Here is a 13,450-nt window from a genome sequence, read left to right on the forward strand (position 1 = left end):
TTTAAACACCGCATTCTAATCAGTTTTAAAGTGACACAAAAAAGCAACTTCACCATTTCTGATGAAGCTGCCTAAGTAACTATTTATTCGACTAAATTTTAGCCATCCACACAATTTGACGTAGAGCCAAAATAAGTCATGAGCGAAGCTGGTTTTTTCATTTTAATTATTTTGAAAAGCGTTTTTTTATTTTACTTAGTAAACTTTGATTTGGTGATTGCTGAGCCTTAGCTCCTTTTGAGTCTGCTAGTTCTTCAATCTTTAAAAATTCAATAATCAAGCCTTTTTGAGTCAGGGGCAGTAGCAAACTAATTTTTTCTTTAGCGCCTGTTAACTCACTAAGCTTTTTCATGTGATGACGTTCTTTTAACTGTTCTAGGGGAAGATTACTCAAAGCCTCGCCAGGCAAATAGAAACGTAAAACCCCTTGGTACTCTGAGTTAATCATCTGTTGGTTAAAGACTTCGATATATTGCTTAATGTAAAACTCGAAGGCCTTTAAGCCACTGTCCAACATATAAATGGGGTTAATCGTCCAGTAAGCAATTAACTGTTTGTTTTTTTCGTCACGCCAAGGAAAATAAGCATTTTCATTTAAAACACCATAACGTCGACCTTCGACATACTGATTAGTCGGGCCATTAAACAATCGGGTAGTAAAATGTCTAGCTTTAAGTTTCGTCGTCGGTTGTAAAGAACTGTTCTGAAACTGAATCATTTGAGTACCATTATTAAAAGTTGTAAATTCAGTATACGCTTCCCGCATAACCCCTACCCCGTTCCGCCATTCTAAATGATCGAAACCAAGTTGGTCTCTAAATAAAAATTGAAACTTAATGTTTTGGGAGTGCTGCCATAAATGGGGATCAGAATATAAGACTACTTTCACAGTTTTCTCCGAGATTGCCGAAACACTTGTTACTTGCTGTAAATCGAGAAAGACTTTTTTAGGAATCACTTGAAAATAATCCCTCGTATACCACATTTGCCAACATGACGTAAAAGTCAGTTCTTCAAGCTGATAGTCATAGCCACTCAGTTGACTCGTATCGACGATTTCTTGATGATTTTGATCATACATGACAGGTAGTTCTTTCGGAAAATCTAAGTTTTCTAACTGTCGCTCCTGAAAAGTTTGAAGGTTGTGACTTAAAAATTCTGCCAATGGGCGGATAAAGGCGTAACTACCAGTTTTCTCCATCAACTGATTGACATAATCTTCAAGGAGATTCTGGTTGGTGACATACGTTTCTTCTATTAATAAAAAACGTTGATGGCTTGTTTGATTACTATAAACGTAAGAAAGTTCTTCTTGCTGGTTTTTTAAAGTTAAAACAATCCGTGACTCGAACTCAAATTCTTTTTTATTTAAAAAGTCAGTGAACTGGCTAAAAGATAAGTCACTTTCATGATTGTCTATTTTTAAATGATAAACTTGATTAATTCCTAATAATTGTCCTAGAATCCCCCAATTATTAAGACTATTTATTAAAGATAGCTGATTTTTATGCGTTTCTTTTGTAACAACATAAAGTTTAAACGGTTCTGACATTATCGCGTCTCCTCCTTACTATGTTATTATAACTCATAAAAATAGCTATCGTCTATTTACTTTACATCCCTTTAAAACATTATTAGATGACAACTCTCTTAAAAAGTCTTATACTAAGAATGAATCGTTACTACTGTATCAATACTTAGGAGGAAGAAACATGGGCTTAAAATATAATAAGATTGATAACTTAGGGAAACTTTTTGAAGAGTTTGCCATTGATCCCGATCAAGTTGAAAATCAAGAACGAGCAAATCAAGCACAAAAAGAAGCTGATTATTTTTTAAATAAAGAACAAGAGCAAATTGCTAAGCAAGCCCTTGAAGCAAAAAAGGAAAATCTCTAAGATTTTCCTTTTTTTTTAGACTCTTTTAGTTCGTAAATTACGACGGGCCAGATCAAAGACAATTAAGCCACCAGCAATCGCCCCAGCAATGGCTAAGACACGAATGCCGTAAAACATCGCAATGTTATACTCCCCGATTACTAAGTTGTAAGTCATTTTATAAGAGATTCCACCAGGTACTAAGGCGACAATTCCCGGGATGTTGTAGAGGGTCGCGGGAGTGTGACGATGACGGGCAAAGTAATAACTAACGGCAGCGATTGTTACGGCTCCTAAGAAAGTTGAAATTGTTACACTGATTCCGACAATTCCTGCTAACCAGTAAACTAGCCAGCCGACAGCCCCGCTAATGCCACTATAAACAATCGAGTCTTTCGGCACACGCATAATGATTGCAAAACCGACAGACGAGATAAAACTTAACACTACTTGCTCTATTAATTTTAGTATAATCATTTTTTCTCCTCCTATTGCATGACGTTAAAAGCGACAGCAATGCCTGCGCCAATCATCGAAGCGATAATCAAGGCTTCGACCCCACGACTAATGCCAGATAGCATGTGCCCTTCTTGTAAGTCACGAACCGTATTAGTAATTGCAACCCCTGGTACTAAAGGCATGATGCTTCCGATAATCATATGATCAATCGAGACATTTAGACCGATTTTAGTCATCATAAACGCACTTACCCCGATGACAAAAGAGGCAATGAATTCATCGACATACTTTAATTTAAAATAAGTCACACTAAACATGTAAACAGCATAACCGATGCCACCAACTAAACAAGTGGCTAAGAAATTACTCCAAGTTCCACCTAGTAAAATCATTAAGCAGCCACTTAAAATAGCCGCACTAATTATTTTCAACGTTAATATTTCCGGTGCTTTCACTTGATCAATCTGATTTAGCTCCCGATTTAATTCGTGTAAACTAATTTGTTCAACTGAAAACTGCCACGACAAATCGTTGACTTGAGAGACTTTTTCTAAGTTAGTCGTTCGCTCACTAATCCGTTTCATTTGAATGCTTTTAGTGCTTTCCAAGCCCATTAAGACAATTGTTTGGGTAACAAAACTAATTCCCTCTTCTTGATGAAAGTTGTCGGCAATGCGATTCATCGTATCTTCAACCCGATACATTTCCGCCCCATTTTCTAACATGATTTTGCCTGCTAAGACACATGTTTCTAATAAAAAATCTTTCTCATTCACTCATGAGCCCTCCTATTTTCCTTAGTAATTGATTATTGACCAGTTAGTCTAATTTAGTTGCAGCAATAACTTCCCTAATTTGATCTAAGCTATCACTAGACTTTTCCCGATCTCGGTACATGACATTAACAAATAAGCCATCTACTAAACTCAACTGGGTTAAACGGGAAGCTAAGGCTTCTGGTCGATACTCCACTTCTTTAGAGGTAGATAATAAACAAATATCTGCTAAAGCTGCTAAAGGCGATAATAAGAAGCTAGTAATCACAATCAGTTTGGCACCACTTTTTTTGACTTGACCGGCTATTTGAAGAATGTCCCGGCTTTGACCGGAATGAGAGATTAAAACGGCACAGTCATTTTCCGCCATTTTAGCCGCTTGCATTAACTGGATATGGCTATCGGTAGCACAGCTCACTGCTAAGGGGCTTCTCAAAAACTTATGATAGGCGTCCATGGCAATCACATTTGATCCACCAATGCCGAAAAAGTAAATGGTTTGAGAATGAAGCAATAAAGAGACTGCACCTTCAAAATTTCTTTCATCTAAGAGTTCGACAGTATCTGTTAAAGCTTGACGGTTGGCTTCAAAGACTTTTTTGGCAATCGTCTTAGCAGTATCTTTTTCTGAAATGCCTTCATAAATGTCATGGCTTAATGGTTGTTCTTGTTTTTTAAATGTTGCTAAATCAATTTTAAATTCTTTATACCCCTTATAACCTAATCTTTGACAAAAACGAAAGACAGTTGACTCTGCCATCCCTAGCTGTCTGGAAAGGTCACCAATTGATTGATGGATAATTCGTTCTGGAAAATTTATGATATAATCAGCAATTTGCTGTTCTTTACGACTAATATCGCGATAAACAGAATTAATTTTTAGTTCGATTGGATTCTTCATCGGTCTTTCCTTTCTAATAAAAAATGTTAATTTTATTATAACACGGCAGAAGAAAAATTAAATTCTTTATTAACTTGAATAAAATAAAATTTTATTCTATAATGAATATAATAAAATAAAATATCGGAGTGATGACAATGGAATTAGGTTTAGTAGGTTTAGGAAAAATGGGTATGAATTTAGCGATTAATATGACTCGTGAAAATCACGAGATTATTGCCACAGATATCAACGTAGACTCTCGTCAACAAGCAGAGGGACTTAATGTAAAAACTGCTGAGACCTTGAGCGCTTTAGTGCAAGCCTTACCACAACGAAAAATCATTTGGGTCATGGTCCCAACTGGTGCCCCTCTTGAGGGTGTCCTTGAAGAACTACTAACCCTTTTAAAACCTAATGACATCGTTATCGATGGCGGAAATTCTAACTTTAAAGAATCTGTGGCCCACGCTGCTAAATTTAAAGCACAAGGCATTCATTTCCTTGATGTTGGAACAAGTGGTGGAACGAGTGGCGCTAATGCTGGCGCTTGTTTAATGATTGGTGGAGAGGAAGAGGTGTTTGCTGACTTAGAACCTTTATTTAAAGATATTTCCTTGACTGATGGCTACTTATACACTGGCGCAGTCGGTAGTGGACACTTTTTAAAAATGGTTCATAACGGGATTGAATACGGGATGATGCAAGCCATTGCTGAAGGCTTTGAAGTTTTAGAGGGCGGTCCTTTTGATTATAATTTAGCCGAAGTTGCCAAAGTTTGGAATCACGGCTCAGTTGTCCGTTCATGGTTAATGGAACTAGCTGAAGATGCCTTTAAAGAAGACGCTAAACTAGAAAACATCAAAGGTGTAATGAATTCTTCTGGTGAAGGAAAATGGACTGTTGAAACCGCTCTTGATTATCAGATCCCGACACCCGTCATCGCCCTTTCATTGATTATGCGTTACCGCTCGTTATACGACGATACTTTTACAGGTAAAGTTGTTGCTGCTTTACGGAATGGTTTTGGTGGCCATGAGATTGTCAAAAAAGATTAAACTAATTTACTACGAAACCCCCAAAATTTACTAAACTAAAAGGCAGACCAGTGACTAATGTCACTGACCTGCCTTTTTATGCTTTACTTTACTCAGTTATCATTAAGGGAATGGCGCTCTCTGCTTCTTTTATCATTGTTGCAAGCTCACTTGATTCATATTCAAATTCGATATCATCAACTAGTTTACTAGCCCGACCATACTGATCTAATTCTACTACTAGTAATAATTCTTTTTCTTGGTTGTTGATCAAAATAACCGGTTCCTTGGTGGATTTTTGACTTATTTTATACGTACCATCAATCAAATCATCAGCTACAAATTGGTAGCTACTAAATTCCAAGTCTTCCATTAAGTCATTGTTAACTAAACCAACTAAATTATCAAGCTCCATGTCACGTTCCCAATCATCTATTGCCAAGTAGTTTTCAATTAATGCCGAAACAATTATTTGGGGTGCCACGGTAATCTTCGCAACTAATTCATCCCATTTCTCTCGACCAAGATTCTCCCAACGAGTGCCAAATACAGCTTCAACAGCACTATCATTTAAGATTAAAATAACATCCGCTTGATTGTCAGTCAAAAACAAAAAATCGACTTGCTCTTCTGCTTGATGGCTTTTTATAATCTCATCTCTCAAACTATTGTCAGTTGTTCCTTCATCGGCAATATAATAATCACGTTGATAATTAACAAATAGTTCTTTTAACTCATTAGGAACATAGCTCTCAATAAATTCCGTTTGTCTAATTTCTCGATCACTGCGATAAGCTTCCCTAAGGAAGTATTCATAAAACTCGCCTTCTATTGTATCAGGATAACTTAAATCTTCTCCATTTTGATCGGTTTCTTCAAACTCATCTTCGTACATCGAGAAATTTTCTTCCTGATTACCAAAAATATTACCTAGTAAAGAAATCCCGATGGCTGCTAAAACAACAAATCGAATTAAGATTGCAGGACTCAGGTTAGACATTTGTGGTAATTTTTTTAGTGGGATCGCTTTTTTTTGTAACAACTGCGGGGAAAAACTATTTTTAGTCACTAATGGTTTAACTAACTGGGCACTGGAACCTTTAATTTGGGAAAAATATTTTTTAGCTTGTTCTTGATCGTTCACTGCATAAAATGCGAGACCGATTAGTAAGACTTTTAAGTCTGCTTCTAAATAAACTTCACTACTATTTTTTAAGGTAGTACTTTCTTTTGGCGTTATTTTTTTTGTCCGAAAGACAGTAAATACTGTTCGTAAAAAAACTGCTGTTTGATTTTTTTCTGTTGCTAAATTACTATTTAAAGGCAATAAATGCTTTTCGATTGCTGTTAAGGATTCCCGATTAGTCACAACTTTTTCAAGATTTTCTTTAATCACAAAGACTGCTGCTAAGTTTTCAATATCTTGATCAAGCAAGGACTGACCTTGTAACCAGTCAGGATTTTGAGCAAACTTTTCTAATAGTTTTTTGATTTCAAATGAATGACTTTGCCAGTCCTTTCGCGATACTAGTAAAAACAACTGATATCGGGTTTCAAAATACGAATACGCCTCTTCTTCTGGTAAGTATAAAACTATCTCAAAGGAAAAGTCTGGTAGTTCACTAATGTCGTAATACCAATTTTTAGTACTCGTTAATTCCAACTGATCCATTTCAAACTCTTCATATAAATAAAATAAAACAGTTTTAGGCAAATAAATTAATTCATCAGCTAAAAAAGGCAACAACAACTGTTGATAAGTTTGCAACTCTTGAGTAATATCCTTTTTATATGATGCCAGCAACTTTTGCCAACTCGATTTCTGAATTTTTTCTGGCCAGTCCTTTAATAATTGTTCTAACTCGCGACTGAAATCTTTACTATCTACTTTCCCTTCAATTGGTACCTCTGTTACAGTAATAGTTGGGAGCTTTGACTGCCCTTTCTTGTCTTGATTCACTTCATCTTTCAGTTCTTTTTCTGGCATTAAAGTGTCTTTAACTTTTGGGACTGTCCCTCTATCTTGTCTCTCAGAAGTCCTTTGAAAGTCCTTTTGATTTATTTTTTCAGTTTTACGTTCTAATTGATTAGTCTGCCCTTCAATAAAAGCAATTGCCGCTTGTTCAGCATCTGTTAATTTTTGATAGGCGTCAGGCTGAAGCTCACCTTTCACTTCTTGATTTTTTAGTTGCCGAACTTGATCAACATAGGCTTTTTTCACTTGATATATTTTTGTCGTTGGTTCAATTTTTAACACTTCCCAAAACCAGCTCATTATTATCCCCCCTTTTTCTTAATTGTAAGTTCATTATACCGTTTATTGAAGACTTTAGCCTACTTTTTTAAAAAAAGAAACTAGTCAATTGGTTTAGACTAGTTTGATTCATCTAATTTTTTTAAATACCATAACTCCATTGCGCCATGTTCAGAGCCTGCTAAAGGTTCTTCTAATAATTCAAAGCCATATTTTTGATATAAACGATTAGCGATGTCCAAACGTTTTGTCGTTTCCAAATAAATCCCCTGATATTCTTTGGCAGCCTCACCCAGTATTTTGTCCATTAACAAGCGAGATATTCCTTGTCCTTGGGCTGCTGGCGCAACATATAGTTTTTGAAGCTCACAAATCGTAGTTTCTTGACCAAAGGGCCCAAATCCTCCACAACCGACGACTTGGTCCTGATCTGTGACAACTACCCAATAACTTCCATGACCTTTTCTTTGGTAATACTCAGTCAAGTTAGCTAATTGTGGATCATAATAGGCTGTCCCCGGAATATCTAAGTTAAAACTTTTCAATGTTTTTTGAATCAATCTTTGAACTTGTCGATTGTCTTTCTTTTGAATTTCACGAATTTTCATCGATTGCCTCCTAATTCTGATTTTATTTTTAACTATATCAAACTCTAAAAGAAATAACTAGCAATTGTGGCTAAAAATAAAAAGGAGACTAACTTTCCCTAGTTAGAATCCTTTCACTTAGTTTTTAGTTAAATAAATGCTCTGTTTCCCCATGCCTTGATATATTTCAGAAAATTGCTCTTGCTTAATTGTGACTCTTTTACCTAAAGCATCATTCAAAAAAATATTTTCTTCATCATAACCGGTAATAACCGCTGCATGATACTTATGACTAACTTCAACATCCCCATCAGAAGTTTGCCACATTGTAAAATCATTAGCTGTTGGGACAGAATAATCAATTGTTACTGCGACCCACACTGGGCTTCCTTGACGGATTGCAGCTAATAACGTCTTAACTGATTGACCTGTAGCGTCTACCACAAGATAATCCTCGCCAACAACTTTTTGAGCTAGGCGAGCAATTGGTTCATGGTAGACACCTGTTCCTGGCTGTTTACCACTTGCATCACCGACAAAGCCTTTATGAGGGTTCCCCATTAAGCCATTAGCTAGTTGATATGGTTGCTTTTCAATAGCTTCTTGCAACTTATTTTTATTCCCCTCATACCCGTAATACTCTAAAATCATCCCTAAGGCTGTTACTTCGCAGCCATATAACAAGGGGGGATCACTCATTTGATTTTTCAAAGGTATGTCTAGTTGGTAGTTTTTTTCAACTTTATTTAGGTTGTGACTATTTACTAATGTCACGCCTCTTACTAAACTAGTTACAGGGTACAGGTCGAGATTTCCTTCTGCCGCTTCAAGAGCGGCTCGGTCTGAGCTAGTTTTTACTACTGAATCGCTCTGTTTATTCCGCCACCAATTAACACTAAAAAGTAATAAGAGACTCGCCGTAATAACTAAGAGCAGTTTTGTTTTCAATAGTTTCTGACAACGAGGCACACTTTTTTTTCTTAACATCTTTTGACTCCTTGCTAACTAATTTCTAATTCATTCCAAGTCGTTTTTAATTCTTCTAACATTTTACGGACTAACTCGAATTTTTCTGGTTGCTTTTCGATATTTGCACTTACTAACCGTTCAAACATAAAATCATATATCTGATTAAGTTGTTCCGTTATTTCTCCTCCGGCTGTTGGGTTCAACGCATTTTTCAGCTCTAATATAATGCTTTGAGCTTTAGTACTATAACGATTAACACTTTCAAAGTCAACTGTATCTAAAGCCAACTCGGCTAACTTAATATTTTTTATTGCACCTTCGTAAAGCAATTCAATTAAACGTTTTGGTGAAGCCGTCAAAATCTGATTGTTTTTATACATTGCCGTTGCATCTCTGTACCCCATTTTTTCACCTCCGTGAGTTAATTATTAAAAGTCTTTATCAATAAAATGTGAGTCTTGAGACTTTAGTAAATACCCTTCAATAATTTTATCTTTTTTAGTTACTTGGGTTAACTCTTTTACAACAGCTACTTGAGCTATTTTTAGACTTTGATTGATTTGATTTGTTTTTTCAACAACCTCTTGAATTATTTGGTAATCAGTTTCAGTCATCGGCTCTTGGGTGGCTTGGTAGTTTAGTAAGAGTCCTTGATTTTCTTCAATAATTTTACTTCCCTTGATAACGTCTTGATCCCAACTATTTAAATTAGCTAACATTTTAACTAATAGTAACTGTCCTTGTGTTCTTTGCTGCCCCATCTTTTCACCTCACTTATCTAGCGGTAAAGGAATCCATTTGACTTTGTAAATATGCCATTTGAGATTCAGCTTGCATCATCACTTGATCTAAACGAGTAAAAGTTTTAACGTAATAATCCCGCTTCTTATCGATTTGTGCTGTAAAGCGCTCGATTCTTGAATCTAATTCCTTTAAATTTTGTGACAATGTTTCAGTTTTTGATGTATAGACACTGCGAGCCCCATTGGCATCACTTAGATACGTATTCATCAGTTCTTTTAGTTTAACTGTATAACCGACTTCTTTTTTATCTTTGACAATTGTCGTGACACCGGCTTGATCGGTCATTTCGACTTCTTGTGGTAGTTTATTAAAGAAGAAGTTTTGAACAGCTTGGGGGTCATTCCCTAAGGCTTCTCGAAATTTAGCTTCATCAAAGACGACTAGTGATGTCCGATCTTTACTATCAATACCTATTTCTGAGGGCTTCAAATGACCGGTTGTTTGATTTTCTCCTGGTGAACTCGTCATCAATAGTCTCAAACTTGATTGTAATCTAATTAACGAGCTATCCCCTGAAAGACTTCCAGGTTTATTGTCTTTTTTACTTGGGTCGCCTGTATTTAACTTTTCGTTAATAAAATCCATCACCGCATTGTATTGATCAACTAAATCCTTAGCAGCAGCTACGGCTTTTTCATCATCAGTTGCTAGACTAATTGTTGCCGCCTCTTTCGTTTCACCGTGTAAATTAATCGTCACATTTTCAATCACATCAGTAATTGTGTTACTACTCCGTACAACTGACATCCCGTCAATTTTAAAGTTCGCATTGTCCCCTTCAGTGACTGTCCTAGCCTCTGGGCTTAATCCTAACTCTTTAGCTAAGCTACCGGCAACATTCAATGTTTTGGCACCTGTTGCCACATTACTAATCACAATCCGGTTATCAATCAACGATCCTTTAATACCTGTTTCTTTCGAATTAGCATTAATCTTAGTAATAATATCTTTGGCGCTGTCCCCTTCAACAATTTCAAGGGAGCTAACTTCACCAGCATCATTAGTAAGCTCTAAGCTACCTTTCAAGTTGAGGCTTGCATAAATCGTTTGATCTTTTAAAGCTAGGATTTCTCCTGAAGCAACTTTAGTCGCCGTTGCTAATTGCTCAACGACTATTTGATAACTACCTGTTTCAGCGCTATCAGTGGCACTCATAGTGACTTTATCTGGTTGAGAACTCGTTATTTTTTTAGTATTAAATGTGGCATTCTTTTGTAAATTTTCAATTTTACCTAGTAGGGTATTTAATCGTAACTTCACATCTTTCCAAGCATTTTGCTGTTCTGAGAGTTGTGTTTTACGATTGTTTAGCTTAACTAGAGGGAGTGATTCAGCCTCTATTAATTTATCAATATCTTTTGCTGTAATTCCCGAATAGCTACCTAAAGTACTACTAATACCATTTGAACTCGATACTCCTGCCATACTTTCACCCCTTTTTATTAACTAACAAACCAGCTGCTTCCCAGATTTGAGCAACTGTATCTAAAAACTTTTCCGGTGGAATTTCTTTAATAATTTCTTCTGATTGAATATCTACTAAGGCAACTAAGGTTCGCCTTGTACCTTCATGAATTTTATATGTAAACTTCGTATTTTTGCCAACTAAAAAACGATTAGCATCTGCTATCCCTCTGTCAATTTGTTCTTTACTGTATTCCGAAAGCGTACCTGGCACGTAATCCTCGCCGTTAACATCTTTAAGTTCTACCTTTACTTCTTCCTGCTCAATTAATGCCATAAATTCTTTTTCAACATATTTTTCTACTGTTGGATGGAGCCTCGTAATTTCACTCACAGAATTTATATAATTTGAAATACTCATCAGAACACCCCTATCATCTAGTAAAAGCCGACAAATTGCTAAGTCGGCTTTCTGTAAGTTATCTAATTATGCAAAAGTATTAGTTAGTGATTATTGTAATAATGATAGTACGCTTTGAGGCATTGCATTAGCTTGAGCTAACATTGATGTTGCAGCTTGAGCTAAGATGTTATTTTTTGTAAATGACATCATTTCTTCAGCCATATCAACGTCTCTAATACGAGAGTTAGCTTCTGTTAAGTTTTCTTGTGTTGTTGATAAGTTGTTGATTGTGTGAGTTAGACGGTTTTGAATTGCTCCTAAATCAGAACGAGTGCTTGAAACAACTGATTTAGCGTTGTCTAATTCATCAATTGCTGCATTAGCGCCATCTGCTGTTGCTAAGCTTAATTCATTTAAACCTAATGATTCAGCATCCATTTTACCAATGCTTACATCAATTTGTTGGTTAGAGTTAGCACCAACGTGGAATGATAATTTTTTACTATCATCATCTGCTGCTTTTGAAACTGTTGCTTCAGCCGCTGTAAATGCGCCAGTTGCTTTATCTGCTGCCGCTGCTTTACCAGCATCAGTTAAAGTAATTTTACCAATGACTTTTCCGCCATCTTTGATTTCATATGAACCATCTTTACTAGCAGTTAATGTTTCGCTACCGTATTTAACGACCATATCAGCACCAGTTGCTTTTTCAACACTGATTTTAACATCAGTACCAGCTACGATTGAAGAATCGTCACTAAATTTAACTGATTTAACCATTGTTTTAACATCTTCAATATCAGTAGTTGCTTTAGCTTTTGAGTCAAAAGAACCATCTAATAATGTTTTTTTATTGAAGTTCGTTGTATCAGAAATACGTGAAACTTCTTCTTTTAAAGCATTGAATTCTTTGTTAATTTCAGCACGGTCATCATCACCTAATGTACCACTTGCTCCTTGGTTAGCTAAGTCGCGCATGCGGTTAAGGATTTCATGTGTTTCGTTTAAGGCGCCTTCAGCTGTTTGGATTAAAGAAACACCGTCTTGAGCGTTACGTGTTGCTTGTTTTAAACCACTGATTTGACCTTTCATTTTTTCTGAGATTGCTAACCCAGCAGCATCATCACCTGCACGGTTAATTCTTAAACCTGATGATAATTTTGCTAATGAGTTACTTTTAGATGCATTGGCTGACGTTAGACGTGAGTATGTGTTTAACGCAGATACGTTTGTATTAATTCTCATTGTTGTTGCCTCCTGATTTTTATTGAGGTTACCCTCTGCTATATATATCGGTTCTAATTCAACTTCTTTAATCCTAAAATAACGTTTTTTTAAACTTTCTTTTAGTCCTTGGAATCACTGGGTTTTTATTATCATTTGTGCTAAAATTAACTTACTAATAAAAAAGATAGGTGTTATTTAAATGCAACTTAAAAAGTTTTTCTCCCTTACTTCAGTTACGAAAAAAAAAGTTAAAGTCTGTTTTTTTATCCTGATTTTAATCGGTGTTGGCTTTAAAATAATAGTCCCTAAAGAAAAAGCCAAAAGCGAGCAAATTGGTGGCCCTAAAGTGAAATTTAAATCAGTGACTTCAGCAGAGCAACCATTAACTTTGCAAAAAAAGAACACTCTTACCTTTCATGAATCAAGTGATGCCAATGTAAAAAAAGCCTGGCAAGATTTAAGCTGGCAAGTCATTCCAACTGAACAAACTGGTCACCATCAAACAAACTACCAAGCTAATAGTAGCGATCGTTTAGAATTAACTAAAGGTATCCTGGAAGCCACCAACTTGCCCTCAGACGATTTAATTGAATGGTGGATTGGCGCAATTGATGAACAAACAGTCTTTGCTTTAGTTAGTAACCAGGAACAATCCCTTTATTATCGGTTAACCTTCAGTTGGCAAAAGAACCAAGGCTGGCTTTGTCAATTAAATGAGGAACTCTGGCAGCTCCCTTCATATTAAAAAAAACCTCTTTAGTCAATTAAAAATG

15 protein-coding genes are annotated in these 13,450 nt (G+C 36.0%); 3 read left to right on the forward strand and 12 right to left on the reverse strand.

What is annotated here, in order from left to right:
- Nucleotides 1-166: 166 nt before the first annotated feature.
- Complete coding sequence (locus CBF35_RS04120; protein ID WP_126778725.1) at nucleotides 167-1,552, reverse strand: hypothetical protein; 1,386 nt, start codon at nucleotides 1,550-1,552, stop codon at nucleotides 167-169.
- Nucleotides 1,553-1,712: 160 nt separating this feature from the next.
- On the opposite strand from CBF35_RS04120, the gene CBF35_RS04125 reads away from it, so the two are divergent.
- Nucleotides 1,713-1,898, forward strand: coding sequence for an SPJ_0845 family protein (locus CBF35_RS04125; protein ID WP_126778726.1), 186 nt, complete (start codon nucleotides 1,713-1,715; stop codon nucleotides 1,896-1,898).
- A gap of 15 nt (nucleotides 1,899-1,913) precedes the next feature.
- Here CBF35_RS04125 and CBF35_RS04130 read toward each other — a convergent pair whose 3' ends face one another.
- Genes CBF35_RS04130 through CBF35_RS04140 form a run of 3 tightly spaced genes read right to left on the reverse strand, consistent with a single transcriptional unit; the run spans nucleotide 1,914 to nucleotide 4,013 of the window.
- Complete coding sequence (locus CBF35_RS04130; RefSeq protein ID WP_126778727.1) at nucleotides 1,914-2,354, reverse strand: threonine/serine exporter family protein; 441 nt, start codon at nucleotides 2,352-2,354, stop codon at nucleotides 1,914-1,916.
- Between the two features lie 11 nt (nucleotides 2,355-2,365).
- A complete protein-coding gene (locus tag CBF35_RS04135) occupies nucleotides 2,366-3,112 on the reverse strand; it encodes a threonine/serine exporter family protein (RefSeq protein ID WP_126778728.1) in 747 nt (248 codons plus the stop codon).
- A 43-nt stretch (nucleotides 3,113-3,155) separates the two neighbouring features.
- On the reverse strand, nucleotides 3,156-4,013 hold the full coding sequence (locus CBF35_RS04140) for a MurR/RpiR family transcriptional regulator (protein WP_126778729.1): 858 nt from the start codon (nucleotides 4,011-4,013) through the stop codon (nucleotides 3,156-3,158).
- A gap of 137 nt (nucleotides 4,014-4,150) precedes the next feature.
- Here CBF35_RS04140 and gnd point away from each other — a divergent pair, with 137 nt between their 5' ends.
- Nucleotides 4,151-5,050, forward strand: a complete 900-nt coding sequence (gene gnd, locus CBF35_RS04145) for a phosphogluconate dehydrogenase (NAD(+)-dependent, decarboxylating) (RefSeq protein WP_126778730.1) — start codon at nucleotides 4,151-4,153, stop codon at nucleotides 5,048-5,050.
- Between the two features lie 88 nt (nucleotides 5,051-5,138).
- Here gnd and CBF35_RS04150 read toward each other — a convergent pair whose 3' ends face one another.
- From CBF35_RS04150 to CBF35_RS04185, 8 genes are all read right to left on the reverse strand, one after another.
- Complete coding sequence (locus CBF35_RS04150) at nucleotides 5,139-7,304, reverse strand: hypothetical protein (RefSeq protein ID WP_126778731.1); 2,166 nt, start codon at nucleotides 7,302-7,304, stop codon at nucleotides 5,139-5,141.
- A 98-nt stretch (nucleotides 7,305-7,402) separates the two neighbouring features.
- On the reverse strand, nucleotides 7,403-7,891 hold the full coding sequence (locus CBF35_RS04155; protein WP_126778732.1) for a GNAT family N-acetyltransferase: 489 nt from the start codon (nucleotides 7,889-7,891) through the stop codon (nucleotides 7,403-7,405).
- A gap of 117 nt (nucleotides 7,892-8,008) precedes the next feature.
- Nucleotides 8,009-8,857: a C39 family peptidase gene (locus tag CBF35_RS04160; protein ID WP_126778733.1), complete on the reverse strand. Its 849-nt coding sequence runs from the start codon at nucleotides 8,855-8,857 to the stop codon at nucleotides 8,009-8,011.
- A gap of 14 nt (nucleotides 8,858-8,871) precedes the next feature.
- A complete protein-coding gene (gene fliS / locus CBF35_RS04165; RefSeq protein ID WP_126778734.1) occupies nucleotides 8,872-9,243 on the reverse strand; it encodes a flagellar export chaperone FliS in 372 nt (123 codons plus the stop codon).
- A gap of 24 nt (nucleotides 9,244-9,267) precedes the next feature.
- Complete coding sequence (locus CBF35_RS04170; RefSeq protein ID WP_126778735.1) at nucleotides 9,268-9,600, reverse strand: hypothetical protein; 333 nt, start codon at nucleotides 9,598-9,600, stop codon at nucleotides 9,268-9,270.
- A 13-nt stretch (nucleotides 9,601-9,613) separates the two neighbouring features.
- A complete protein-coding gene (fliD, locus tag CBF35_RS04175; RefSeq protein WP_126778736.1) occupies nucleotides 9,614-11,068 on the reverse strand; it encodes a flagellar filament capping protein FliD in 1,455 nt (484 codons plus the stop codon).
- Nucleotides 11,069-11,072: 4 nt separating this feature from the next.
- Nucleotides 11,073-11,468 (reverse strand): flagellar protein FlaG, encoded by a 396-nt coding sequence (locus tag CBF35_RS04180; protein WP_126778737.1) that lies wholly within the window; start codon nucleotides 11,466-11,468, stop codon nucleotides 11,073-11,075.
- A 90-nt stretch (nucleotides 11,469-11,558) separates the two neighbouring features.
- Nucleotides 11,559-12,695, reverse strand: a complete 1,137-nt coding sequence (locus CBF35_RS04185; RefSeq protein WP_126778738.1) for a flagellin N-terminal helical domain-containing protein — start codon at nucleotides 12,693-12,695, stop codon at nucleotides 11,559-11,561.
- Nucleotides 12,696-12,876: 181 nt separating this feature from the next.
- Between CBF35_RS04185 and CBF35_RS04190 the strand changes: the two genes are divergently transcribed.
- Nucleotides 12,877-13,422 carry a YrrS family protein gene (locus CBF35_RS04190; RefSeq protein ID WP_126778739.1) on the forward strand — a complete coding sequence of 182 codons (546 nt, stop codon included), beginning with the start codon at nucleotides 12,877-12,879 and terminating at the stop codon, nucleotides 13,420-13,422.
- Nucleotides 13,423-13,450: the final 28 nt, after the last annotated feature.

The organism is Vagococcus salmoninarum, assembly GCF_003987495.1.
In the GTDB taxonomy this organism is placed as follows: Bacteria; Bacillota; Bacilli; order Lactobacillales; family Vagococcaceae; genus Vagococcus_D; species Vagococcus_D salmoninarum.

Excerpts from the sequence above, each read along its gene's own strand:
- CBF35_RS04180 (WP_126778737.1), bottom strand. The coding sequence starts at position 11,468 with ATGAGTATTTCAAATTATATAAATTCTGTGAGTGAAATTACGAGGCTC.
- CBF35_RS04190 (WP_126778739.1), top strand. The coding sequence starts at position 12,877 with ATGCAACTTAAAAAGTTTTTCTCCCTTACTTCAGTTACGAAAAAAAAA.
- fliS (WP_126778734.1), bottom strand. The coding sequence starts at position 9,243 with ATGGGGTACAGAGATGCAACGGCAATGTATAAAAACAATCAGATTTTG.
- CBF35_RS04170 (WP_126778735.1), bottom strand. The coding sequence starts at position 9,600 with ATGGGGCAGCAAAGAACACAAGGACAGTTACTATTAGTTAAAATGTTA.
- CBF35_RS04125 (WP_126778726.1), top strand. The coding sequence starts at position 1,713 with ATGGGCTTAAAATATAATAAGATTGATAACTTAGGGAAACTTTTTGAA.
- CBF35_RS04130 (WP_126778727.1), bottom strand. The coding sequence starts at position 2,354 with ATGATTATACTAAAATTAATAGAGCAAGTAGTGTTAAGTTTTATCTCG.
- gnd (WP_126778730.1), top strand. The coding sequence starts at position 4,151 with ATGGAATTAGGTTTAGTAGGTTTAGGAAAAATGGGTATGAATTTAGCG.
- CBF35_RS04120 (WP_126778725.1), bottom strand. The coding sequence starts at position 1,552 with ATGTCAGAACCGTTTAAACTTTATGTTGTTACAAAAGAAACGCATAAA.
- CBF35_RS04155 (WP_126778732.1), bottom strand. The coding sequence starts at position 7,891 with ATGAAAATTCGTGAAATTCAAAAGAAAGACAATCGACAAGTTCAAAGA.
- fliD (WP_126778736.1), bottom strand. The coding sequence starts at position 11,068 with ATGGCAGGAGTATCGAGTTCAAATGGTATTAGTAGTACTTTAGGTAGC.
- CBF35_RS04185 (WP_126778738.1), bottom strand. The coding sequence starts at position 12,695 with ATGAGAATTAATACAAACGTATCTGCGTTAAACACATACTCACGTCTA.
- CBF35_RS04160 (WP_126778733.1), bottom strand. The coding sequence starts at position 8,857 with ATGTTAAGAAAAAAAAGTGTGCCTCGTTGTCAGAAACTATTGAAAACA.
- CBF35_RS04150 (WP_126778731.1), bottom strand. The coding sequence starts at position 7,304 with ATGAGCTGGTTTTGGGAAGTGTTAAAAATTGAACCAACGACAAAAATA.
- CBF35_RS04140 (WP_126778729.1), bottom strand. The coding sequence starts at position 4,013 with ATGAAGAATCCAATCGAACTAAAAATTAATTCTGTTTATCGCGATATT.